Annotated in this window: 22 protein-coding genes; 13 read left to right on the plus strand and 9 right to left on the minus strand. The window is 68.7% G+C overall.

Annotation, left to right across the window (positions count from 1 at the left end; all coding sequences use genetic code 11):
* Nucleotide 1: 1 nt before the first annotated feature.
* Nucleotides 2-682, minus strand: a complete 681-nt coding sequence (locus ABZV44_RS19325; protein WP_354837811.1) for a DUF177 domain-containing protein — start codon at nt 680-682, stop codon at nt 2-4.
* A 105-nt stretch (nt 683-787) separates the two neighbouring features.
* Nucleotides 788-1,534: a DivIVA domain-containing protein gene (locus tag ABZV44_RS19330; RefSeq protein ID WP_354837813.1), complete on the minus strand. Its 747-nt coding sequence runs from the start codon at nt 1,532-1,534 to the stop codon at nt 788-790.
* Nucleotides 1,535-1,797: 263 nt separating this feature from the next.
* Between ABZV44_RS19330 and ABZV44_RS19335 the strand changes: the two genes are divergently transcribed.
* Both ABZV44_RS19335 and ABZV44_RS19340 read left to right on the plus strand, forming a co-directional pair.
* Nucleotides 1,798-2,355: a GtrA family protein gene (locus tag ABZV44_RS19335; RefSeq protein WP_354837815.1), complete on the plus strand. Its 558-nt coding sequence runs from the start codon at nt 1,798-1,800 to the stop codon at nt 2,353-2,355.
* Nucleotides 2,356-2,577: 222 nt separating this feature from the next.
* Nucleotides 2,578-3,633: a hypothetical protein gene (locus ABZV44_RS19340; protein WP_354837817.1), complete on the plus strand. Its 1,056-nt coding sequence runs from the start codon at nt 2,578-2,580 to the stop codon at nt 3,631-3,633.
* A 74-nt stretch (nt 3,634-3,707) separates the two neighbouring features.
* On the opposite strand, the gene coaD is transcribed toward ABZV44_RS19340, so the two are convergent.
* The 4 genes from coaD to ABZV44_RS19360 all read right to left on the minus strand — a co-directional run bounded on the left by coaD (nt 3,708) and on the right by ABZV44_RS19360 (nt 7,424).
* A complete protein-coding gene (gene coaD, locus ABZV44_RS19345; protein ID WP_354837819.1) occupies nt 3,708-4,193 on the minus strand; it encodes a pantetheine-phosphate adenylyltransferase in 486 nt (161 codons plus the stop codon).
* Between the two features lie 148 nt (nt 4,194-4,341).
* Entirely contained in the window at nt 4,342-5,547 is a 1,206-nt protein-coding gene (locus ABZV44_RS19350) for a transposase (protein WP_354837821.1), read from the minus strand.
* A 59-nt stretch (nt 5,548-5,606) separates the two neighbouring features.
* Nucleotides 5,607-6,671, minus strand: coding sequence for a sigma-70 family RNA polymerase sigma factor (locus ABZV44_RS19355; RefSeq protein WP_354837823.1), 1,065 nt, complete (start codon nt 6,669-6,671; stop codon nt 5,607-5,609).
* Between the two features lie 12 nt (nt 6,672-6,683).
* Nucleotides 6,684-7,424, minus strand: coding sequence for an SDR family oxidoreductase (locus ABZV44_RS19360; protein WP_354837825.1), 741 nt, complete (start codon nt 7,422-7,424; stop codon nt 6,684-6,686).
* Nucleotides 7,425-7,523: 99 nt separating this feature from the next.
* Between ABZV44_RS19360 and ABZV44_RS19365 the strand changes: the two genes are divergently transcribed.
* Entirely contained in the window at nt 7,524-7,652 is a 129-nt protein-coding gene (locus ABZV44_RS19365) for a hypothetical protein (protein ID WP_354837827.1), read from the plus strand.
* 4 nt (nt 7,653-7,656) lie between these two features.
* Here the strand turns inward: ABZV44_RS19365 and rsmD are convergent, their stop codons facing one another.
* Together rsmD and ABZV44_RS19375 are read right to left on the minus strand one after the other, a co-directional pair.
* On the minus strand, nt 7,657-8,214 hold the full coding sequence (rsmD, locus tag ABZV44_RS19370; protein WP_354837829.1) for a 16S rRNA (guanine(966)-N(2))-methyltransferase RsmD: 558 nt from the start codon (nt 8,212-8,214) through the stop codon (nt 7,657-7,659).
* Nucleotides 8,211-11,615 carry a pyruvate carboxylase gene (locus ABZV44_RS19375; protein ID WP_354837831.1) on the minus strand — a complete coding sequence of 1,135 codons (3,405 nt, stop codon included), beginning with the start codon at nt 11,613-11,615 and terminating at the stop codon, nt 8,211-8,213. Before ABZV44_RS19375 ends, rsmD begins: the two co-directional genes overlap by 4 nt.
* Nucleotides 11,616-11,935: 320 nt before the next feature.
* Here ABZV44_RS19375 and ABZV44_RS19380 point away from each other — a divergent pair, with 320 nt between their 5' ends.
* From ABZV44_RS19380 to ABZV44_RS19405, 6 genes are all read left to right on the plus strand, one after another.
* Entirely contained in the window at nt 11,936-13,135 is a 1,200-nt protein-coding gene (locus tag ABZV44_RS19380) for a hypothetical protein (RefSeq protein WP_354837833.1), read from the plus strand.
* Nucleotides 13,136-13,139: 4 nt separating this feature from the next.
* Nucleotides 13,140-14,384 (plus strand): hypothetical protein, encoded by a 1,245-nt coding sequence (locus tag ABZV44_RS19385; RefSeq protein WP_354837835.1) that lies wholly within the window; start codon nt 13,140-13,142, stop codon nt 14,382-14,384.
* On the plus strand, nt 14,381-15,580 hold the full coding sequence (locus ABZV44_RS19390) for a hypothetical protein (protein ID WP_354837837.1): 1,200 nt from the start codon (nt 14,381-14,383) through the stop codon (nt 15,578-15,580). Before ABZV44_RS19385 ends, ABZV44_RS19390 begins: the two co-directional genes overlap by 4 nt.
* A 74-nt stretch (nt 15,581-15,654) precedes the next feature.
* The gene (locus ABZV44_RS19395; protein WP_354837839.1) at nt 15,655-17,187 is read left to right on the plus strand and encodes a serine/threonine-protein kinase; all 1,533 of its coding nucleotides are present in this window, start codon (nt 15,655-15,657) and stop codon (nt 17,185-17,187) included.
* Between the two features lie 130 nt (nt 17,188-17,317).
* Entirely contained in the window at nt 17,318-17,854 is a 537-nt protein-coding gene (locus ABZV44_RS19400) for a hypothetical protein (protein ID WP_354837841.1), read from the plus strand.
* 40 nt (nt 17,855-17,894) lie between these two features.
* Nucleotides 17,895-18,071, plus strand: coding sequence for a DUF1737 domain-containing protein (locus ABZV44_RS19405; protein ID WP_354837843.1), 177 nt, complete (start codon nt 17,895-17,897; stop codon nt 18,069-18,071).
* Here ABZV44_RS19405 and ABZV44_RS19410 read toward each other — a convergent pair.
* The gene (locus ABZV44_RS19410; protein WP_354837845.1) at nt 18,034-18,951 is read right to left on the minus strand and encodes a helix-turn-helix domain-containing protein; all 918 of its coding nucleotides are present in this window, start codon (nt 18,949-18,951) and stop codon (nt 18,034-18,036) included. The genes ABZV44_RS19405 and ABZV44_RS19410 overlap by 38 nt on opposite strands.
* A gap of 98 nt (nt 18,952-19,049) precedes the next feature.
* On the opposite strand from ABZV44_RS19410, the gene ABZV44_RS19415 reads away from it, so the two are divergent.
* From ABZV44_RS19415 to ABZV44_RS19430, 4 genes are all read left to right on the plus strand, one after another.
* Nucleotides 19,050-20,264 (plus strand): DUF445 family protein, encoded by a 1,215-nt coding sequence (locus tag ABZV44_RS19415; RefSeq protein WP_354837847.1) that lies wholly within the window; start codon nt 19,050-19,052, stop codon nt 20,262-20,264.
* Nucleotides 20,265-20,481: 217 nt separating this feature from the next.
* On the plus strand, nt 20,482-21,903 hold the full coding sequence (locus ABZV44_RS19420; RefSeq protein ID WP_354837849.1) for a short-chain fatty acyl-CoA regulator family protein: 1,422 nt from the start codon (nt 20,482-20,484) through the stop codon (nt 21,901-21,903).
* Nucleotides 21,904-22,223: 320 nt separating this feature from the next.
* The gene (locus tag ABZV44_RS19425) at nt 22,224-22,445 is read left to right on the plus strand and encodes a DUF397 domain-containing protein (protein ID WP_354837851.1); all 222 of its coding nucleotides are present in this window, start codon (nt 22,224-22,226) and stop codon (nt 22,443-22,445) included.
* 103 nt (nt 22,446-22,548) lie between these two features.
* Nucleotides 22,549-23,268: a hypothetical protein gene (locus ABZV44_RS19430; protein ID WP_354837853.1), complete on the plus strand. Its 720-nt coding sequence runs from the start codon at nt 22,549-22,551 to the stop codon at nt 23,266-23,268.
* Nucleotide 23,269 lies beyond the last annotated feature (1 nt).

The following is a 23,269-nucleotide window of genomic DNA, read 5'->3' on the forward strand; positions in this document are numbered from 1 at the left end:
ACTAGCTCTCCTCTGTCTTCTTACTTGCGGCACCGTTGTGTCCCGCAAGGGTGGAATCGGTTGATGGGTCCGACACGGTCTCCGCGTCGGTGGACTCAGCGTTGCTGTGTTCTTTGGCAGAGAACTTGGCGAGTCCGGCCCAGCGAGGGTCAAGTATCTCATGACCGTGGCCGGAACCCGCAATCGCCATCTTGACGCCGCATTCCGGGCACAATCCGGCACAGTCCGGCTCGCACAGCGGCTGCAGCGGCAGCTCCAGGCCGACGGCGTCGATGATCACCGGTTCCAGGTCGATGAAATCGTCGACCAGGCGCGGGATCTCGTCTTCCTCGGTGGTCTGCTCGGTGGCGCTGTCCGGGTAGGCGAACAGCTCGGTGAGCTGCAATTCGATCTCGTCGGTGAACGATTCGAGGCAGCGCGAGCATTCGCCCTCGATGGGAGCCGACACCGTGCCGGTGACGAGCACACCCTCGGAGACCGACTGCAGCGTGAGATCCAGCTCGACCTGCGCACCGGCCGGGATGCCGATCAGATCGAGGCCGATTTTCTCGGCGGTCGTCAGGGTGCGCTGCAGTTCGCGCATGGAACCGGGGGCGCGTCCGAGACTGCGTACGTCCAGCACGAAGCCCGCGTCGGTCGTCTTGTGACGATGACGCGAACCATGACCGGAATCGGCGGACATCTCTGAACTCACTCACGCTAGGTGTGGAATGGGCAACCACCCAACAATACCGAAGGGCCCGCTTGCGACCCAAATGGGACGAAAGCGGGCAATCCAACCGGAAATTCAGCGGCGGAACTCGGAGGCGTAGTCGGGGACGGAACCGCCCGGGCGGACCTGGTGGCGGCCGCGGCCGAGGATGCGCAGCGTGTTGTGCAGGGTTTCCTCGAAGTCGGCGAGCTTGCCGTCGACGTAGTCGTCGCATTCCTGGCGGAGGCGGTCCGAGTCGGCCTGGGCGGTGTCGATGAGCCGGGCGGATTCGACATGGGCGGCGCGGACCACCTCGGTCTGCGAGACCAGACGGTCCTGCTCGGCCTTGCCCTCGGCGACCGAGCGGTCGTAGGAGGCCTGTCCGGCGACGGCCAGGCGGTCGGCCTCGGCGCGGGCCCGGCCGGTGAGGGTGTCGTATTCCTTCTGGCCGTCGGCGACGGTGCGCTCGGCCTCCTCCTCCGCCGAGCCGACCAGGTGCTCGGCGTGGGCGCGGGCCTCGGCGACCATGCGATCGGCGTGCGCCTTGGCGTCGGCGAGGATGCGGTCGGCCTCGTCGCGCGCGGAGGTAACCGTGTGGTGCGCTTGCTCATTGGCGGTCTTGACCGTGGTCTCGGCGCCGGTGCGGGCGTCGGTGACGATCTTGTCGCGGTGATCGAGCACGTCCTGGGCGTCGTCGAGTTCGCCGGGCAGGGCCTCGCGGACATCATCCAGAAGTTCCAGCACCTCACCGCGCGGCACGATGCAGTTGCGGGTCGGCGGGATGCCACGGGCCTCTTCGATGATGGCCACCAGTTCGTCGAGCGCTTCGAATACCCGGTACATGTGCTACCCCACTCTCCTGCCAGGACTCACGGCGAGACTCTCCGCTTCCGCCAGTCTGCCAATCTCAGCGCTGTCAACAAGGTCCGACACGGCGTGTCGCTGGTTTTCCGGAACATGGCCTGTTTCACAGACCACAAAAACAAGTGGAGGAATCCACTCCACTTGGTGTTACCGTGGAAGGGCGAGAACGTGTCGGCCACTGGCTGGCCCGGAAGAACTCCGGACCGCCCGGCCGACACCGATGTGTTCGGATGGGGAAGACGATGGCTGTCCACGAGATTCCGGAACGGGCGACGATGCCCGTGACCGGGCTGGTGAACACCTATACGTACGGCACCGAAGCCCTGGCCTACGGCACCGAGGCCCTCGCCCACGGCACCGAAGCCCTGCACGCGACGGGCTCGCGCTGGCTTGGCCGGCTCGGGGTATGGCTCCGCGGCGACGCGGTCTTCGCGCAGTTGATTCGCTTCGCCCTGGTGGGCGGCCTCAGCAATGTCGGCTACATCCTGCTGTTCCTCGCGCTCTACGGCGGCGGCCCGCAGCTGGCCAATCTGGCCGGCTCCATCGTGAGCACCGCGCTGGCCAACGAGATGCACCGGCGGCTCACCTTCCAGGCGGCCGACCGGGTGCGCTGGTACACAGCGCAATTGGAAGGCGGCGCGCTCGCGCTGGCCGGACTGGCCATCACTTCGGGTGGGCTGGCCATTCTCGAGGTCACCGAGCCGGGCATCGGCGGCCTCACCGAAGCCATTGCGGTGCTGGGCATCACCGCCGCGGTCGGCACCATGCGCTTCCTCACCCTGCGGCTCTGGGTGTTCTGAGCCTCATCCCCTCGGTGTTCTCCGCGTGTGCGGGAACCCTTTTCGGCCGGTCGGCGTCCAAGACAGCATCGACGACGAAAGGAGTTCCGACATGGACCGTTGGCGCGGATGCCTTGGGGGACGGCGGGATACGGCCGGGCCGCGACCGCAGCGGCCGACGGGGCGGGTCTGCGGGTCGTGCGTGCGGCACCGGCGCCCGCAGCCGCCCCGCCGGGAGGGCGAGTGACAGCCCGGACCACGGCTGCCGCCGCGGCGATGGGCGCCACGGCCGAGACGATCACCACCGGTGCCAGGGGGACGGCCGGGAGTGGCGGACGGCGGTGCGGGACAAGCGGATCCCGGCAGGCGCTGCTCGAGGGGTGCGGCGCACAGCGGAGCCACGGGCAGCAGCGGAGCCTCGGGCAACAGCGCGGACGTGGGCAGCACGGGCTCGCGCCGGCTCTGGACCGGCGGGAACAGCATCGGCGGTTGATCCGGGCCGTGCTGCCGGACATGGCGGCGGGCACCGTGGTGAGTCACCAGTCGGCGGCCGTGCTCTACGGCACCACGCTGTGGCGCGCGCCCCTGGACCGCGTGTGCGTCACCCGCAACCGCCGCGGTGGCGGCCGGACCAGGCCCTGCACGAAAATCCATGGTTCGCCGGTGGATTCGGCGGCGGAGCTCGACGGGCTGCTGGTCACCACCCCGGCGCGGACGGTGGTGGATCTGGCCCTGACCCTGCCGTTCGACGCGGCCGTCGTGGCGGGCGACGCGCTGGCCGGCATGTTCGGACTGGGAGCGGCCGAACTGGGTGAGGAGCTCGCCCGGGCCAAGGGCCGCTACGGGATCGGGCAGGCGAAGCAGGTGATCGCGATGCTCGACGGCCGCAGTCGGAGCATCGGCGAGTCCCTGAGCCGCACCATGATCCAGCAGCACGCGCTACCGCTGCCCCGATCGCAGGGCAATGTGCTGACTCCGGACGGCCGGTTCGTCGGCCGGGTCGACTTCTACTACGAATCCGCCGGTGTCCTCTGCGAATTCGACGGGCCCACCGAGTACGGCCGGCTGTTGCGGCCGGGTCAGGACCTCGCGGCCGCCGTGCAGCGCGAGCGGACCCGTGAAACCTATCTGCGCGCCCTCGGTTTCGACGTGGTCCGCTGGACCTGGGACGACCTGGTCAGGGGGCGGCCGGCCCGGCACCTGCGGTCCGCCCTGGCCACCCGCCGACGCCGCCCGGACGGCCGGATCGAGCCGGCCCCGGCGCCCGAACCGCGCGGCCTGACGGTCCGCGCACTGTGATTATCGCCGTCCGCGCACTCCGAACCGGGCCGGATTCCGCAGGGGTGGAAGAGGTTGCGCCCCCGCGGTGGCGATCAGCCCCGGCGTTCGGCGATGCGGGCGAGCAGGCGCTTGTGGACGATCGGCGGGAGCAGGTCGGCGACGTCACCGCCGTAGGCGGCGACCTCCTTGACCAGGGAGCTGGAGACGAAGCCGTAGGCCGGGTTGGTGGCGATGAAGTAGGTGTCGACACCGGTGAGCTTGCGGTTCATCTGAGCCATCTGGAGCTCGTAGCCGAAGTCGGTGGCATCGCGCAGGCCCTTGACGATGGCGGTGATGCCCTGCTGTTTGGCGAAGTCGACCAGCAGGCCGCGCCAGGATTCCACCCGCACATTGGGCAGGTGGGCGGTGACCTCGCGGATCAGGTCCATCCGCTCCTCGACGGTGAACATGCCCTGTTTGTTGGGGTTCACCACGACGGTCACGACGACCTCGTCGAATTGCCCGGCGGCGCGGGCGATCACGTCGAGATGTCCATTGGTCACGGGGTCGAACGACCCGGGGCACAGTGCTCCAGCCATGGCCGAACGCTACCGCACCTCACCGGACGCCTGACCTCCGCCCCGATGTCTGCCACGAGGATTACGCCAGGTCATCTACGATTTTTCGACACCTTCTACATCATGGTGACTCCGCCCCGCCGCAGAAGCCGCAGGGCTTTCCCCGCCGCTAATCGACGGCAGGAAGGGCCAGCCCAGCCCTGACTGCGATATTGCATGCGGCTACCCGATCGGCATGACCGGTGAATCCGCATCGCAGGCAGATGAATTCCGCTTGCGTGATGCGGTTGTGTGCCGACACGTACCCGCAAGCTGGGCACGTGCGAGAGGTGTTGCGAGCATCCACTTCGACCGTACGGCGACCGGCGCTTTCAGCCTTGCCTACCAAGATCGTCAGGAAACTTCGCCACCCTGTATCGAGAATCGAACGGTTCAACGCGGCCTTGACTCGCGCTCCGTTCTGCATGAACTCACCCTCGTTGCCGAGTCCAGGTTTCGGAGCACGGGTCATGCCTGCAACATTCAGGCGCTCGTAGGCAATCACGTCGTACTGTCGCACCAAGTTCAACGCGGTCTTATGGGCGTGGTCCAGGCGCTGCCGTCGTATCTTCCGATGTACAGAGGCGACCTTGGCAACCGCCGCGCGGTGCCTACGGCTCCGCTTGGTCCTCGGTCTCCGCGGGAACTTCGCCAGCTCACGTTGTGCGCCGATGAGCCGGTTTTCGGATTGCGCCAGGTAACGGGGATTGGCCACATGCTCACCGCCGGACGTGGTGAGGAAGTGGACAACTCCCATATCGATACCGATGCTCCTCCCGGTTTCCTGCAATGGCTGGACAGGCACATCGTCGCAGGACACGATGACGAACCAACGTCGCCCTTCGCGCTTCACAGACACGGTTTTCACCCGGCCCGATATCGGACGATGCTGGTGGACGCGGACATGCCCGACACCTTGGAACCGGACCCGGGTGACCGGTTCGGTCGGCGTGGAGTCCCACCGGCATCCGTCGCCGTCCCGGGGAAATTCCACCGTGTCGAAACACCCGACTCCCTTGAACCTCGGATAGCCCGGAGCCTCACCTGCCTGAACCCGCAGAAAGAACCCCTGCATCGCCCTGTCGAGGCGGCGTAGCGTGGCCTGCTGCGAGGAAAACGACCAGCGGCCTTGCCGATCCGGATCGAATGCCCGGATCTCCTTCAATTGGCCAGACTGTTCGTTGTATCGCACAGTCGTTTTCGACTGGTGCCGGTATGCGTCCCGGCGTTCCTGCAACGCACCGTTGTACAGGGAACAGTGATCGGCCAGCATCTCTGTCAACGCCTGGGCCTGTTTCGGAGTGGGGCGCAGCAGGAACTTGTATGACCTACGCACGAACCCCTCCCGGTCATCGCAGGCAGATGTACTCGTCCATAGTGCCCGGGTTCGGCTGGTCAGTGAGCGTCTTCACCATCTGTGACGTCTTTGTCCGGTTCAATCGTCGCGGCGAAGCCGAAGGTGCGGACCAGGGCCGGGTCGTTGAACGCGGTGATGCGCCCAATCCTGGCCCCGATCAGCGTCAGGACGTGAATCCCGTAGGCCTCGTAGTGGTGGTCGTCGACGCGTTTGTGAACGATGAAGGCGGGCTGGCCATTCGCGCGGGTCGGCGTGAAACGCCACAGGCCCGGCCGCAGGATACGGCTGCGCAGGAATCCGAGGACCGCCTCGCGTCCGGTGAACCACGTTGGCGTGGGCGGCATTTCCATCTCCACGTCGGCACGCAGGAGTTCGAGCAGCGCGGCATGGTCGGCGCGGGTGAACGCGTCGACATAGCCGTCGAGCAGCCGCCGCTGCGCGAGTTCGTCCGGCTCGGCCAGGTCCGCCTCCACTGGTCCGGCCTGCGCCAATCGGCTCCGCGCCCGCCGCAGCGCACTGTCCACGGCGGTCGGCGTGGTGTCCAGCATGGCGGCGACCTCCGCGGTCCGGAAGGCCAGCACGTCGCGCAGCGTCAGCACCGCGCGCTGCCGGGCGGGCAGAAGTTGCAGTGCCGCAATGAAGGCCAGCCGCACACCTGTCCGCCCGGCCACGATGGCGGCCGGATCGTCGAACCCGAACACCGAGTCCGGCGCGGGCTGCAACCACGCCACCCCGGGCTCCCGGGCCGTGATCGCCACCCGGTGATCGTCCTCCGGCGCACCCAGCCCCGACGGCAGCGGCCGGCGCGATCGCCCTTCCAGCGCGGTCAGGCAGGCCATGGTGGCGATCCTGTACAGCCAGTGCCGCAGCGACGACCGGCCCTCGAACCCGCCGAACCCACGCCAGGCCCGCAGGTAGGTCTCCTGCACCAGGTCCTCGGCATCGTGCACCGACCCCAGCATGCGATAGCAGTGCGCGAGCAGCTCCGGCCGGAATCGCTGTGTGAGAGCGGCGAATTCGCGCTCGGTGGGCGGTGCGGTGACCGCGGGCCGTTCGGTGTCGGAGGGCATGGCCGCTACTCCCGGAGGTGCGCTGGTCGTCATGGTCGCGACCCCTCAGCCGATCTGCTTCAGCCCGGCGCCGCTCACCAAGTATTCCGCCGCGCTGCCGGCATCATCGGCGAGTTCGACCACCGCCTTGCCGACCTGCTCGGGCGTGAGCACCGGTGCCATCCCGGCGAGATAGGTTTCCACGTCGATGCCCTGCCGGGCGGCATACCCCGCGACCGCCTGCTGGCCGAGCCCGGTGGCCGGTGTCAGCCGGGGCAGCAGGGCCACGAACCGGATGCCGAGCCCCGCGCGGTCCGATTCCTCGGCGGCGTAGGCCCGGATGAACCGGATGGTGGACTTGGCTCCCGCGTATCCGCCGCTGAGCGGCGACCCTGCCAACGCGGCCCCGCTCGACATGGCGATCACCGCGCTCCCCGAGGGCAGCGGCTCCCGCAGGGCGGCCCCGATCCAGACGAACGCCTGCTTGGTATCGGTCTCCCAGTTGCGGCTGAAGGTCTCCCAGGTCTGCTCGTGCACGGGGGCCAGGGGTGGAGTGGCCCCGGCATTGAGCACCAGCAATTCCGGCCGGTACACGCGAATCACCTTCTGCGCCACGGCTTCCTCGGTAGCGTCGGCCGCCACCGGCACGAACCTCTCCCCGAGCTCCACACGGACGTCCTGCAGTGCCTGCTCGTCCCGCGCCACGCCGATCACCCGCGCGCCCGACGCGACGAGTGAGGCGGCGATCGCCCGCCCGAATCCCCGGCTCGCACCGGTGACCACGGCGGTCCGTATCGAATCCGACATCACGTACTCCCTACTCCGGTCTGTTCCTGTCGGTATTCAGACCAGTGGCAGTCCGAGAATCCGTCGGCCCTCGCTCCGCATTCTTCGTAGTCGCGAAGAATGAGCACGCAAAGCGAGGAATTCCGCGAACCCGCGGCTGCCGAGGAGCTCGCCGCTGCGGCAGCCGCGGGCGAACTCATCTTCGGCGCGACTCAGGACGCCGACGCCGTACTGCCGCGGATGGCATGACCACTCAGCCCTCGAATTCGGCGAGGTCGATGCGGGTTTCGCCGTAGGTGCGGGACTTCAGGGGTGCGTAGCCGTCGGGCCAGGACACCTCGGGCGAGCGGGTGGAGCGTTCGACGACGATGAGGGCGTCGTCGTGGAGCCAGCCGTTGGCGGCGAGCGCGCGGAGGTCGGCCTGCACGTCGGCGACGTCGAGGTCGTAGGGCGGGTCGGAGAAGACCAGGTCGTAGCGTTCCGGCGGCGCACCGGACAGGACGCTGGTGACCGAGTTCTGGCGCAGCTCCGCGCCCGGCAGTCCGAGGTCGCCGATATTGCCGCGAATGATGGCGGCGGCCTTGCGGTCCGCTTCGATGAGCAGCGCGTGCGAGGCGCCGCGGGACAGCGCCTCCAGGGCCAGCGCCCCCGAGCCCGCGTAGAGGTCGAGGACGTGCAGGCCGTCGAAATCCATGCGGGCGTGCAGAAGGCTGAACAGGGCCTCGCGCACCCGGTCGGAGGTGGGGCGGGTGCCCGCCGGGGGGACGCGCAGGCGGCGGCCCCCGGCGGTACCCGCCACGATGCGGGTCATTCGGCGGCGGCCTCGGTGAGGCTCACGTCGACGAGCAGGTCGCCGCCCTCCACCTGCTGCACCTTGGTGATGGCCACGCGGCGGACCACGCCGGCGCGCGGGGCGGTGATGGCGGCCTCCATCTTCATGGCCTCGATGGTGCCGATGGTGTCGCCCGCCGCGACCGAATCGCCTTCGGCGACGGCCAGGGTCACCACGCCGGCGAAGGGCGCCGCGATGTGGCCGGCATTGGTCTTGTCGGCCTTCTCGGCGGCGGGGATCTCGCTGGCGATGGATCGGTCGCGCACCGTGATGGGGCGCAGCTGCCCGTTGAGGATGCACATGACCGTGCGCATGCCGCGCTCGTCGGGCTCGGAGATGGCCTCCAGGCCGATGAGCAGGGTGACGCCCTTGTCGAGCTGGACGTGATGTTCTTCGTCGTGGCGCAGGCCGTAGAAGAACTGGTTGGCCGACAGCCCGGTGGTGTCGCCGAACTTCTCGCGGTGGGCGACGAATTCGGCGGTGGGGCCGGGGAACAGCAGGCGGTTGAGGGTGGCCCGGCGCTCGGCCGAGGTCCCGTTCAGCCCGGCTTCGTCGGCCGCGGTCAGCTGGGTCTCCGGCTTGGCGGGGCCGCGGCCGGCGAGGGCGCGGCTGCGGAAGGGCTCGGGCCAGCCGCCGGCCGGGGTGCCGAGCTCGCCGCGCAGGAACCCGATGACCGAGTCCGGGATGTCGTAGCGGCCCGGGTCGGCGGCGAAGTCCTCGACGTCGACGCCGGTGCCGACCAGTGCCAGCGCCAGATCGCCGACCACCTTGGAGGACGGGGTGACCTTGACCAGCCGGCCCAGCATCCGGTCGGCCGCGGCGTATTTGGCCTCGACCTGCTCGAACTGGTCGCCCAGGCCGAGCGCGATGGCCTGCTGGCGCAGGTTCGACAGCTGGCCGCCGGGAATCTCGTGGTGGTAGACGCGGCCGGTCGGCCCTGGCAGCCCGGATTCGAAGGGCGCGTACACCTTTCGCAGCGCCTCCCAGTACGGCTCCAGGTCGCACACGTTCTGCAGGTTCAGCCCGGTGTCGTGGGGCGAATTCGCCGCTGCCGCAACGATGGCCGAGAGCGCGGGCTGAGACGTGGTGCCCGCCATGGGCGCCGACGCGCCGTCGACGGCGTCCGCACCGGCCTGCCAGGCCGCCAGGTAGGTGGCCAGCTGGCCGCCCGGGGTGTCGTGGGTGTGCACGTGCACGGGCAGGTCGAACTCCCGGCGCAGCGCGGTGACCAGGGTGTGCGCGGCGGGCGCGCGCAGCAGTCCGGCCATGTCCTTGATGCCGATGACGTGCGCCCCGGCCTCGACGATCTGCTCGGCGAGCTTGAGGTAGTAGTCGAGGGTGTAGAGGTCCTCGCTCGGGTTCGACAGGTCGCCGGTGTAGCTGAGCGCGACTTCGGCCAGGGCGGTGCCGGTTTCGCGGACGGCGTCGATGGCCGGGCGCATCTGGTCGACATTGTTGAGCGCGTCGAAGATGCGGAAGATGTCGATGCCGGTGGCGGTGGCCTCGGAAACGAAAGCGCGCGTGACCTTTTCGGGGTACGGCGTGTAGCCGACGGTGTTGCGGCCGCGCAGCAGCATCTGCAGGTTGATGTTCGGCACCGCCTCGCGCAGCGCCGCGAGCCGCTCCCACGGGTCCTCGAAGAGGAAGCGCAGCGCCACGTCGTAGGTTGCGCCGCCCCAGCATTCGATGGACAGCAGCTCGGGCGTCATGCGCGCGACGTGTCCGGCCACATCGAGCAGGCCGTTGGTGCGGACCCGGGTGGCCAGCAGCGACTGGTGCGCGTCGCGGAAGGTGGTGTCGGTGACGGCCACCCCCTCGCGGTTGCGCAGCCACTGCGCGAAGCCCTCCGGTCCCAGCTCGAGCAGCCGCTGCCGGGAGCCGGGCGGGGGCGGCACGGTCATGTCGAGGGCGGGCAGCTTGTCGTGCGGGTACACCTTGGTCGGCCGCGAGCCGTGCGGCTTGTTCACGGTGATGTCGGCCAGGTACTGCAGGATCTTGGTACCGCGGTCGGCCGAGCTCTTGAGGGTGAGCAGCTGCGGCCGCTCGTCGATGAACGAGGTGGTCACCCGGCCCGCGCGGAAGTCCGGATCGTCCAGCACCGCGAGCAGGAACGGGATGTTGGTCGTCACGCCGCGGATGCGGAATTCGGCGACCGCGCGCCGGGCGCGCGCCACCGCGGTGGCGAAATCGCGCCCGCGGCAGGTGAGCTTGACCAGCATGGAGTCGAAGTAGGCCCCGACCTCCGCGCCGACATTCGCGCCGCCGTCCAGACGCACGCCGGCGCCGCCGGGCGAGCGGTAGCCGGTGATGCGGCCGGTGTCGGGCCGGAAGCCGTTGGCCGGGTCCTCGGTGGTGATGCGGCACTGCAGCGCCGCGCCCCGGATCTGGATGCCGTCCTGGTTCAGGCCCAGATCCGCCAGGGTCTCCCCGGCGGCGATCCGCAGCTGCGACTGCACCAGGTCGACATCGGTGATCTCCTCGGTCACCGTGTGCTCCACCTGGATTCGCGGGTTCATCTCGATGAACACGTGATTGCCACGCTCGTCGAGCAGGAATTCCACGGTGCCCGCGCAGGAGTAACCGATCTGGCGGGCGAAGGCCACCGCGTCGGCGCAAATGCGGTCGCGGAGTTCGGGATCCAGATTCGGGGCGGGGGCGAGCTCGATCACCTTCTGGTGGCGGCGCTGCAGCGAGCAGTCGCGCTCGAAGAGGTGGATGACATTGCCCTGCTGGTCGGCCAGGATCTGCACCTCGATGTGGCGGGGGTTGACCACGGCCTGCTCGAGGAACACGGTCGCGTCGCCGAAGGCGGATTCGGCCTCGCGCGCGGCGGCCTCGATGGATTCGCGCAGCTGGGCCGGATCGGTGACCCGCCGCATGCCGCGCCCGCCGCCGCCGGCCACGGCCTTGACGAACAGCGGGAACTCCATGGACTCCGCGGCGGTCATGAGCGCGTCCACATCGGCGGACGGTTCGCTCGAGCGCAGCACCGGCAGTCCGGCGGCCTTGGCGGCGGCGATGGCGCGCGCCTTGTTACCGGTCAGTTCGAGGACCTGCGCGGACGGGCCGATGAAGGTGATGCCCTCGCGGGCGCAGGCGGCGGCCAGGTCCGGGTTCTCCGACAGGAAGCCGTAGCCCGGGTAGATGGCATCCGCACCGGCGCTCTTGGCGGCCTTGATGATCTCCTCGATCGACAGGTACGCCCGCACGGGGTGACCGGGCTCACCGATCTGGTAGGCCTCGTCGGCCTTGAGCCGGTGCACGGAGTTGCGGTCCTCGTACGGAAAAACCGCGACGGTACCGATGCCGAGTTCGTAGGCCGCGCGGAAGGCGCGAATGGCGATCTCGCCGCGGTTGGCGACCAGGACTTTGGAGAACATGGGTAGAAGGTACCTGCCCGGGGATACGGATCGGGCATCGAAGTCCCGTTCGGTGCAATCTTCACAGGACGGACCTTTCGGTTGCGAATTTGTGTTAATCACCGCGATACATCCCTGTCGGTGAGGGTTGCGATGCTCCGACCACGGAATTCGCCGTCATGCTAAGGATTGCGCCCCCAAGGCCCGCCGCGGCGCGGGCGCGCGCCGAGACATCCCGGTGCCCGGATCGCCGCGCGATCGTGTCCGAGACCACACCACCGGCGGCCAAAGCCGCGCGAGAAGACTTGCGCGCCGGTAACATCCGGCGCGAGGAGGGGACGGTGAGATCGTTCGCGTCGCGCGCGCCGCTGCTGTGCGGTGTCGCGGTCGTGCTCGCCGCCGCGACCGGCTGTACCACCAGCGTTTCCGGTCAACCGGTGCGGCAGCAGACCGATCCGGGAGGCCTAGAGGTCGGCAACTATCAGATCGCACCGCGCATGGTGGGAAATGCCAAGACCGACAAGCAATCCCGCATCCGCGAGTCACAGCGGCTGTCGGACTACGTGGCGCTGCCGTTCGAGGCCGACCGGGACTACGCCTACGAGTGCTCCGACGACGTCCGCCCGCACATCGTCACCAATCACAAGGGCTTGGGCGACATCCTCATCAACGACACCTTCGACGAGGTCGCCCACGATCTGCGCGGCGGCTGGGTCGATACCTGGTGCACCGGATCCGATTCCGACGACAAGCACCGCAGGCTGAGCATCGCGGTGCTGGAGCTGCCGGACGCCGGGCGCGCCACGGCCGTCGGCCCCGCGCTCGAGCACGACGACTTCACCTACAACGTCGACAACCGGGCCGTCACCCTCCCGAAATACCCTGACAGCAAGGCGCATTGGCGGCCGAACGTGGCCTCGATCGGCTCCTGGACCGTGCACGATCGCTACGTCGTGTTCATCAAGGTGGTCGACGAGCTGGCCGCGGCACCGGATCTGCTCGACCTGACCGCCCGCACCGAGCGGATGCTGGACGTGGCGCTACCGCTGCTGGACCGGTTCCAGCCCACACCGGCGGACCGGTTCGAGCACCTGCCGCTCGATCCGGACGGCATTCTCGGCCGCACCCTGCCGACGAATCCCGAAGAGCCCATGCGGCCGGATCCGGACGGGGTGTACACGGGCCGCGGCGCGCTGCAGAGCCTGACCGACAACGACCTCGATTTCCTGACGGTCGGCGACATCGACCTGGTCGGCTACGGCGACGCGCTGGTGTTCCACAGCCGGACCGGGACGGCGGCCCGGGCGCTGTGGGACCGGTGGAATCCGGCCACGGACACCTCCGGCGATCGCCGGAGCATCGCCCCGCCGCCGGGTTTCCCCGGCGACATCGGCTGTTTCGCGGTGCTGGACCACGGACATGTGGTCGCCAACCAGTGCAACTTCCACGTGGACCGGTACACCGTGCAGGTCGGCGCCATGAACGTGCCGGAGCTGTATCAGAAGACCTCGGCCGAGTACGTGCTGGTGACGAGCAGGTGACGGCGTGAGGCGAATCCGAGAATTCCGCAGGCCACGAACGGCTTTGGTGGTCGTGACGGTGGTGACGACGGTCCTGGCGTTCGGCATCGCGATGGCGTCGTCGACGGTTCCGGGTCGCCCGATCCCCGGCATGACACCGGCCGACTTCTCGAAACTCATTGTCGGACCGTATCCTTCGGCCCCGATCGAGTACGCCCCGACGTACTCGGTCACCACCGACGCGTACCAGATCGAATCGCGCCGCATGATGACCTATCTGGTCGGCCCGGACGAAATCGATCCCGACGTCACGTATCTGGGCGGGGCCCGGGTGCTGGACACCTCCGACGCGAACTTCGACGACACCGACGGCCCCTTCCCCAAGGCCTGGCAGGCGGTCGCCCAGCACAATCGCATGATCGCGGGCGCGTACATCTGGCGCAACAACAACAGTGTCCGGGCGCGCAAGCACATCACGCTGGCGGTCATGCGGTTTCCGACCGAGCCGGCCGCCCGGGCCGCGATCGACGGGTTCGCCGATGCGCTGGCCGCCCCTGGGCTGCACCCGATTCCGATCGACGGCGTCGACGCGCGGGCCTCGTCCATCACCGATGCCAAGGGCCAGGTCTTCGCGGTGCACGGCGTGTACGCGATCGTCGGCCACGCCGTGATCCCGCGGGCCGATCCGGCCGCGCTGGGGGTGCGACTGCGGGCCATGGTGCAGGCCCAGCTTGCCCGGATGGCCGATCTGACGCCGACGCCGCTGGAGGACCTTCCCGATCTGCCGATCAACCCCGACAACATCCTGGGATTGACGCTGCCGAACAAGTACGACACCTCCGATGCCGACCAGTTCGGATGGAATTACGGCGGTATCTACACCCCGGCGGGCGCCCTGCACTACGAGCGCGACGGCGCCGCCGCCCGCAAGGCATTCGCCGCGGCCGGTGTGGATCTGGTCGCCCGCAATGCCGCGACCGTCTACCGCACCCGGGACCTGGCGGCCGCCTTCGGTTTACAGGCCGCGCTGACCACCCTGGGCCGCGACGACGACGAATTCCCCAATCCGCCCGGCATCACCGACGCGCACTGCATCCAGCTCGATGAACCCGAGCCGATTCGCCAGTACACCTACCTCTGCGCGGTCGTGTACGGCCGGTATGTCGCGGTGATCGGGGCGGAGGCGCGGTTCAGCGGCGGCGCACCGGCCTCGTTCCCGCAACGGGTGTCGGCGCAGTATTCGATGCTGGCCAAGAGCGGACAGTCATGACCACCGCGCGCGCCGCCACCCTGCCCGGCCGCCTGGTCCTGCTGGCGCTGGCGACCGTCCTCGCGGCGTCGTGCGGCTCGGACCATCGTGATCCCGCGACACCCGCCTCGAAGGCCGCGATCGTCGATGCCTCCCAACTGGATCCGGGCAACTATCCGGTCGTACCGCGCACGATCACCAGCCAGAAGCCCGACATCACGGTGGGCGATCTGCTGCAGGAGTCGATCCGGATGGCCGAGCACGTACCGCTGGCGCTGGATATCGACAACCGCCTGGTGTTCAACAATGCCGCACACGCGATCACGGCGGACTACCCACCGATCAGCATCGACAATTTCAATGACAAAGCGCCGGGCCTGATCTCGGGCTGGGAGTCGGGCGGGCGGCATCGGTCCGACACCACACTCGGACTGAACGTGGACATCACGGTGCTGCGGTTCGCGAAGCCCGAGCAGGCCGCGGCGGCCGGCAATTTTCTTGTCGGACTGGCCAATCCGGATTATCCGGACAAGGGGCCGCTGCAGATTCCCGGATACCCCACCGCCAAGGCGGCGCTGACGTCGCTCGAATGGGTGAAGGCCACCTACGCGCGGGACGACTACCTCTACTGGCTCTACATCGAAGACGACCTCACGGTGCCCGACGGTCCGGGGGCTCTGCTGGACACGGCGAAACTGGTGCTGGACAAGACGATCGAGGCCATGCGGGACTACCGGCCCACCCCGCTCGATCAGCTCGCCGGGCTGGCCGCCGATCCCGAGGATCTACTCGGCCGCACCCTGCCGCCGGGCAAGGGCCAGATCTGGGCGACCGAGGGACTGTACGGTCCGCACGCCGCCCTGACCCTCGACGATCGGCCGGCGGCCACCCGGCGCGCCTTCGACGAGGCCGGGGTGGACCTGGTGGCGCACGCGCTCTCCGGCGTGTACCGGGCCCGGGACGCAGCCGGCGCGCAACGGCTCACCGGCGCCTTCGTGGACGAGCTGGGCGACCGGTACACATCCATCGACCCGCCGCCCGGCCTGGCGACCGCCCGGTGCCTGCAGCTGAAGGACGAGAAGAACGCCGCCGGAGCGAAATTCCTGTGCTATCTGCCCTACGACCACTTTGTCGCCGAGGTGTTCGCCGACCAGTCCCAGGATCTGCGCCAACGACTTTCGGCACAGTACGAGCTACTGGCATACGGGCACATCTGATGCCGGGCCGGGTGTGACGATCGTTGCTACATTCGACAGGGTCGGGATCCCGGCAGTGCTGAGGGAGGATGTCCATGCCGTTGCGGCCCGGCACGATCGTGGGCGGCCACCGGGTGATCCGAGTGCTCGGCAGTGGCGGGATGGGCACCGTGTATCTGGTGCAGGATCCGATGTTCCCGCGGCGGCTCGACGCGCTGAAGGTGCTCAGCACCGATCTGTCCCACGACGAGCACTACCGGGCGCGGTTCGAGCGCGAGGCGAATCTCGCGGCGGAACTGGATCATCCGAACATCGTCACGGTCTACGCGCGCGGCGAGGAGGACGGCCGGCTGTGGATCGCCATGCAGTACGTGCCCGGCACCGACGCCGCCGTGGAATTGAAGAAGAACCCCGCCGGCCTGACGTCGCGGCGGGCGCTGCGCATCATCACCGAGGTCGGCAAGGCCCTCGACCACGCGCACCGGCGCGGGCTGCTGCACCGGGATGTGAAGCCCGCGAACTTCCTGCTCTCGCCGGGTGAACCGGACGGCGAGCCCGGCGGCGAGGAGCGGGTGCTGCTCACCGATTTCGGTGTGGCCAAATCGATTACCGACGGCCGCGAGCTCACCGCCACCGACAGCCTGATGGCGACGCTGGCCTACGCGCCGCCCGAACGCCTGGTCGCCGGGCCGCTCGACCATCGCGGCGACATCTACAGCCTGGGCTGCGCGTTCGTGAAGCTGCTCACCGGCCGCACCCCGTTCCCGGTGACCTCCCTGGCCCAGGCCACCCTGGGTCACCTCCAGGAGCCGCCGCCCGCGCTGAGCCCGCTGCGCCCGGATCTGCCGCCCGCGCTGGACGCGGTCATCGCCAAGGTGCTGGCCAAGGATCCGGACCACCGCTACGCCACCTGCCACGACTTCACCCGCGACGCGGAGCTGGCCTTGCAGGGCCGGATGCCTTCCGCCGCACCGATTGTCCCCGCGCCACCGGTCGCCGCCCGCCCGGTTCTCGAGGACGAACCGCCGACCGTGCGGATCGACCCGCAACGACCGCCCGCGCCGTACCGGCGGGTGTGGCTCGCTCCGGTCATCGCGGCGATCATCGTGCTGCTCGGTGTTTCGGGCGTCGTCGCCTACCTGGTCACCAACCACGACTCCGGCGGCTCGGCCACCGTGACCACCACCGTGCACACCGATGCGCTGGATCAGGTGCGCTCCGCCCACCCCACCTTCCAGAACAAGACCGTCGCCGCGTTCAACTTCGGCGACGGCAGCCTCTCCGCCGACCTGGACACCAGCGATCAGGCGAAGTTCCTGGTGGACATCGGCTTTCGCTACAGCACCGACTACCGCGCCCAGCCCGGCGAGGCGTCGCCGCGCCCACTGTCCCCCTCCGACGTCTCGGTCCCCGACGTCGACATCGTGATCGTCGTGCGCACCGACCGGCAGGCGGGCAACGGCGGCCTGCGCGGCCTGCCCAGCAGCTTCCTCTCCTCCAGCCTCTCCCACGCCAGGCTGGTGATCGTCGACGATCCCGCCACCGTCCAGTCCTTCCAGACCTGGACCGACCGCTCCTCCGACGTCCTGGTCCAGAAGGTCGTGCCCGCGATCGTGAAGGTCCTCTGACCGAGCCCGGTCGACGTCCTCCGCATCGAGAGTTGTTGTGGCGCTTGATGGTCGGCCCGGCGCAGTTGCGCCACCGTGGTTGGCCGGACCCGCCGGTCCTGTTACGCTGCGGCCCGGACAGGAGGTCGAGGTGATCGGAAAGCGGTGGGGGGTCCGGTGCCTGCCGGTGGTGGCCGTGCTGGCGCTGGCGGGATGCGGATCGTCCCCGGCAACCCAAATCAGTCCCGGCGCAACGACTTCCGCGCATTCGAACCGAGATCTGTGCACGCGGATGATCGACTTCTTCCACAACACGCTCGGCGTTCCCGAGGTGCAGGTGGCCGAACTCAGCCAGGGCACGATCGACGCTTCGATCGACACCACCGGATCCTGCTACCTGAACCTGCAGCGCCGCGCCCCCTACGTGGCGTGGCTGACGGTCCGCAATATGCGCAAGCCGGACCACACCGACCCGATCGGCGCCCGCTACCAGCGACTGGACGGTTTCGGTGAGGACGTCTGGCGCACCCCGGACGACAGCTATCTGACCCGGGTCGGCACCTGGGAAGGGATGCTGGCGATCGATGACAAGATCGCCGCGACGAGCTCGGTCCCACTGCGGATGACGGACCAGAAGGTGCAGGACACCATCCAATTCCTCATCGCGACCACCCGCGAGATGCAGTAGCGCCCGCCCCTCCGGAATCCGCCGTCCCTAGGCTGGCGTCATGACCGAGCAACCGCGACTGCGCTATCGACTGATCACCGGGCCCGACGACGCGACCTTCTGCGAGCGGATCAGCGCACTGCTGGACGAGGGGTATCGATTGCACGGATCACCGGCGGTGACATTCAACGGCACCGCGGTCATCGCCGCGCAGGCGGTGGTGTGGGGCGAGGACTGACGGGCTCGAGCCCGTCGCCGATGCGGCGGGCGGCCGCGGACAATTCCGTGAGGTAGTGGCGGCGTTCGGTGCGGGTGACGTCCTCGCGCAGGGGGCCGATCTGTAATTCCATGACCGCGTGGCCGCCGCTGTCGAAAACCGGGGCACTCATATAACTGAGCGGCAGTGTCGCGTCGCTGTCGAACGTCTGCTGGTCGTAGGCGCTGCCGCCGAAGGTCGCCAGCTGTGCCAGCACCTTGCCCTGCAGCTCCGTGTTTCCCGGATGTTCGGCGAGGTGGTCGGCGACCTCGGAGAGCACCCGGACTCCGGGGAGGCTGTCGCGTTCCAGCCGCCACGCACAGTAGCCTGCGGTGCGCAGGGTATCGAGGACGGCGCGATATTCGTCACGCCGCTCGGCCCCGCGTGTGTCGATCCAATCCCGTTGGCGGGCAGCGCCGGTGTGGGCGATGATCGCGGCTCCGGCCGGAGCGAGCAGCGGAATCCGTACGCCGGACTCCATTCCCACGGTGAGGCGGTCGCGGGTGACGGCGACGAACTTCAGGTGGCCGCCGCTGAGCGCGGTCAGCGCCGCACCACAGTCGACGCGATCGGCCAGCCGCGCCAATTCCCGGTCCAGCCAGGCGCGATCGCGCTGTCCCAGCGCGGCGCGCGCCCCGACCGCGGCGAGCCGCTCGCCGAGTTCATAGCGCAGATCGGGCCGCCGGCGCACCCAGCCACCGTCGGCGAGCGCGGCCAGGATCGCTCCGGTGGTGGAGCGGTTCAGGTCCAGGCTGTCGGCGATCTCGGCGGAGGTGAGCGAGTCGTCCTGGGCGGCCAGCAGTTCCACGATGGCGATCACGCGCTGGGTGGGCGGTGAGCTCTCGGTCTTGCCAGTGGGCACGCAGGTCTCCTAGCCTGAGCCGCGGCACAAATAGCCGCACGGCTGAATACGAATAATTGCACCAAGGAGCAGGGCATGGCAACCACCGGGGTGAAGGGTTGATCGCGGATTTCGCCGACCACTGGCTGCTGTACTGCTCCATCCCGCTCGTCGCCGCCCTCATCGGCTGGGTGACCAAGATCGTCGCCGTGCAGATGCTGATGTATCCGCTCGAATTCAAGGGCATCCCACCGTGGCTGGGCTGGCAGGGCGTCATTCCACGCTCCGCGCCGCGTATGGCGACCATCGCGGTGGATCTCATGTTCGGCAAGCTCATCGATCCGCAGGACGTCATCGCCCGCATCGATGTCGCCGAGCTGACCACGCGGCTGCGCGAACCCCTCGACGCCGGTGTCGATTACATGGTCCGCGCCATGATGATGAAGCATCAGCCCCGGCTCTGGGTGAACATGCCCGACGCCGCCCAGCGCGCCATCATCGAACGCGCGCAACGGGATCTGCCGCAGCTGATCGAGGACATCGTCTACGACCTGCGCACCAATCTCGACCAGGTGATGGATCTGCGCGGTATGGCCATCAGCGCGCTGGTGGACGACAAGTCGCTGCTGGTGGAGATGGTGCGCCGGGTGGGCCGCAACGAGCTGCGCTTCATCGTGCGCTCGGGCCTGATCTTCGGCACGGTGCTGGGCTTCGTGCAGATGATCACCTGGGCGCTCACCCACTCCCCGCTGCTCATGCCCGCTTTCGGTGGTTTCACCGGATTGATCACCGACTGGCTGGCGTTGCAGATGATCTTCCGTCCGATCCGCCCGGTCGGTATCGGACCGTTCAAGTGGCAGGGCCTGTTCCACAAGCGCCGGGAGCAGGTCTGCACCGACTACGGTGATCTCATCGCCACCGAGATCCTCACCCCCGCACGGATTCTCGAGGCCGTCCTCAATGGCGAGCGTGCCGACCGGTTGGCCTCTCTCCTGAGCCGGCACGCCAGCGAGTTCCTCGAACTGCAGACCGGCCCGGCCCGCCCGCTCATGATGATGGTCGCGCGCGACAGCTACACCGCCCTGGAACGCGATGCGGTCACCTTCGTGCTCGATCACGTCAAGGCCGCCGCGCACTCCGGTTTCGATCAGCACGCCATCGAGGCCCTGGATGTGCGCAACCTTGTCATCGAGAAGACGAAGCAACTCACCGACGACGAGTACGAGGGCCTGCTGCGCCCGGCGTTCAAACAGGACGAATGGAAGCTGGTGGCCATCGGCGCGGTGCTCGGGTTCCTGGTCGGCGAACTCCAGGTTCACCTGATTCTGGGGTGAACCCGCGGATTTCGGCATACATTCCGGACCTCGTTCCCCCTCGGCGGCGTCGGGTTGGTCGTACGATGGGGACTCGCGCGGAAAACCGCTCGTAGCATCGAATTCGCATGCTACGCAGGCCGTCCGCCATGGCGAAGTGCCACGCAGGGTCGGCGAAGTTGCGGCGAGTCTCCTCAAATTGCGATGTTTGCGAAGCCGAATCGGTACCATCCTGCACGTGCGCAAGATGTATGCGGGCGCCCGACTACGGCGGTTGCGCGAGGAACGGCGGATGACCCAGGCGGCCTTGGCCAAATCCCTGGACCTGTCCCCCAGCTACCTCAACCAGCTCGAACGTGATCAGCGGCCGCTCACCATTCCCGTGCTGCTGAAACTGAATTCCACCTTCGACCTCGATGTGCAGTTCTTCGCCGCGGACTCCGACGCGCGGCTGGTCTCGGACCTGCACGAGATCCTGGTGGAGGCCGCGGGCGGCAATGCCGCGCCGGTGGCCGAGGTCGAGGACCTGGCCACCCGCATGCCCGAGGTCGCGAAAATCGTTGTGGCCATGCACCGCCGACTACGTGCCGCGACCGACCAGTTGGATCTCTTGTCCTCCAAGGTGGCCACCCCCACCGGCGCACCCGGCGTCCCCATGCCCTACGAGGACGTGCGCGACTTCTTCTACGATCACCACAATCACATCGCCCAGCTGGATCTCGCGGCCGAGCGGCTGTTCGAGGAGAGCGGACTCACCATCGGCTCCCTCGACCGGCAGCTGGCCCGGGTCGCGGAGGAACGCGCCGGGGTCACCGTCCTGGTCCGCGGCGACGGCGCCGATCCGAACATCCCCAAGCGCCACTACGAGCCCGAGACCCGCACCCTCACCCTGGCCCGGCGGCTGCGGCCCGGGCAGCGGGCCTTCCAGATCGCCACCACCCTCGCCTTCCTGCTGCACGGCGGCCTGCTCGACGAGGTTCTCGACGAAAGTCCCGCGCTCACCGGCGAATCCCGCACCCTGGCCCGGATCGGGCTGGCCAACTACTTCGCCGGCGCGCTCGTCCTGCCGTACAGCAAGTTCCTGCGCTCGGCCGAGGAGCTGCACTACGACATCGACCTGCTGAGCCTGCGCTTCGAGGTCGGCTTCGAGACCGTCTGCCATCGGCTCAGCACCCTGCAGCGGCAGGGCCAGCGCGGGGTGCCGTTCTTCCTGATCCGCACCGACCGCGCGGGCAATATCTCGAAACGCCAGTCCGCCACCGCCTTCCACTTCTCCCGGGTGGGTGGCAGCTGCCCGCTGTGGGTGGTGCACGAGGCGTTCAATCATCCCGGCCGCATGCTGTCCCAGATCGCCGCCATGCCCGACGGACGGTGCTACCTGTGGGTGGCCCGCACCACCGCGCCCACCCCGACCGGATTCGGCACGGCCGGAAAGGAATTCGCCATCGGACTGGGCTGCGACATCGAATACGCCGACCGGCTGGTGTATTCGCGCAGCCTGGAGCTGGACGATCCGGCCGCGGCCGCGCCCATCGGCGCGGGCTGCAAGGTGTGCGAGCGCCCCGGCTGCGCCCAGCGCGCCTTCCCGCAGATCGGGCGGCCGCTGGCGATCAGCGAGCACACCAGTTCGGATCTGCCGTATCCCCGCCTGCCCCGCTGAGATTCCCGCATAGCGCGCCGAGCGGCCCGTACGGACGGCATCGCCGAATTCCGTACGGGCGAACGTGTCTGTACCCGTGGCGAGCCGTCGATCTTGAATCCTCATGACGGGTCACCGATTTGCAATCGATCGGGCGCGCACCCAGCGGCTACCCGGTAGTGTGAACCCGTCGAACAATCGGTCATCCGGCCGTCTCCGGACCCCGTGTTCGCATTCGTTCAGCCGATGCCAGACGGCGCTGTCCCGCATCGTGGACCCCGGCTGCTCTTCCTCGCCTCGCGTCCGACCCGACCCGTGAAAGGACGAAAGGAACCGCCCCCATGATCACCCAGGCAGATCTGCCCGCCGAACTCCAACTGCGGACGAGCGCGGCCGGCGGCCCCCATGGCAGCTGCGTCCAGGTCGGCTACTGGCCCGGCCGCGGCATCGTGGTCGCGCACAGCAAGGAAGGCAGCAACGGCGCGGTGCTGCTCTTCACGGTCCGGGAGTGGGAAGCCTTCATCCAGGGCGTGAAGGCCGACGAATTCCCCGCCGCCGGCTGACTTTCCGGACGCGCCGCACCCACCCGTCCACGATCGGTACCCGAGACCGGCCGGTCCCGCGGAATGCGACGGCGGGGGTGGGAACGGGTTAGGTTCGGTGGCTGTGGCGTTCGAATACCGGGTTGGCGACATCCTCGAGCTGTCCTGTCCGTTCACCGCGGCGCGGGTGACCGAGGTGACGGCGAACGACGTCTTCGTCGAATGGCCGTGGTGGGCCGTGGATCCGGCGAGCGACGGAGTGCGGTGGAACGGTGTGGTGGCGGTGGCGGCCGGGCCGGACACGCCCGGATGGGAACGGGAAGTGTTCCGGATCCAGCCCGCCGCCGGGGAACTCGCTGCCGAGGCCGACTGCCGCATCTGGATTCCGCCGACCGTCGTCCACGTCGTCGCCGTGCGGCACTTCGATCCGCCGCGCGTGACGGGGTGGCTGCCGCGGCCGCGGCGGGAGGTCGTCTACCTGTGCGCGGGACAATCCTTCGATCCGGAGCTCGACGATCAGGGCGCCGCGTTCGACCCCGACGACGACATCCCCCGGCGCGTCGAATTACGCTTCCGCCCATACGCCTTCCTCGAGATCGGCGACGAGGTCGCCGACGCCGGCGGGCGCGCGTGGCGCTTCGGCGGACCCTGGACCTGGCAGCCGTTCGACGGGTCCGAACCCGGCCGGCCCACCTGGCCGCTGCTGCTGCTCACCCGCGACGGCGACAGCGATGACGCGGCCGCGGTCGATGTCACCGAGGCCACGCTCACGGGTTCGCACGACGAAGAACTCGCCCGGTGGAACGAACTGGCGCGGCTGACCCCGGAGCCCACGGACGGCTGAG

It is taken from the genome of Nocardia sp. NPDC004860, assembly GCF_040609015.1.
In the GTDB taxonomy this organism is placed as follows: Bacteria; Actinomycetota; Actinomycetes; order Mycobacteriales; family Mycobacteriaceae; genus Nocardia.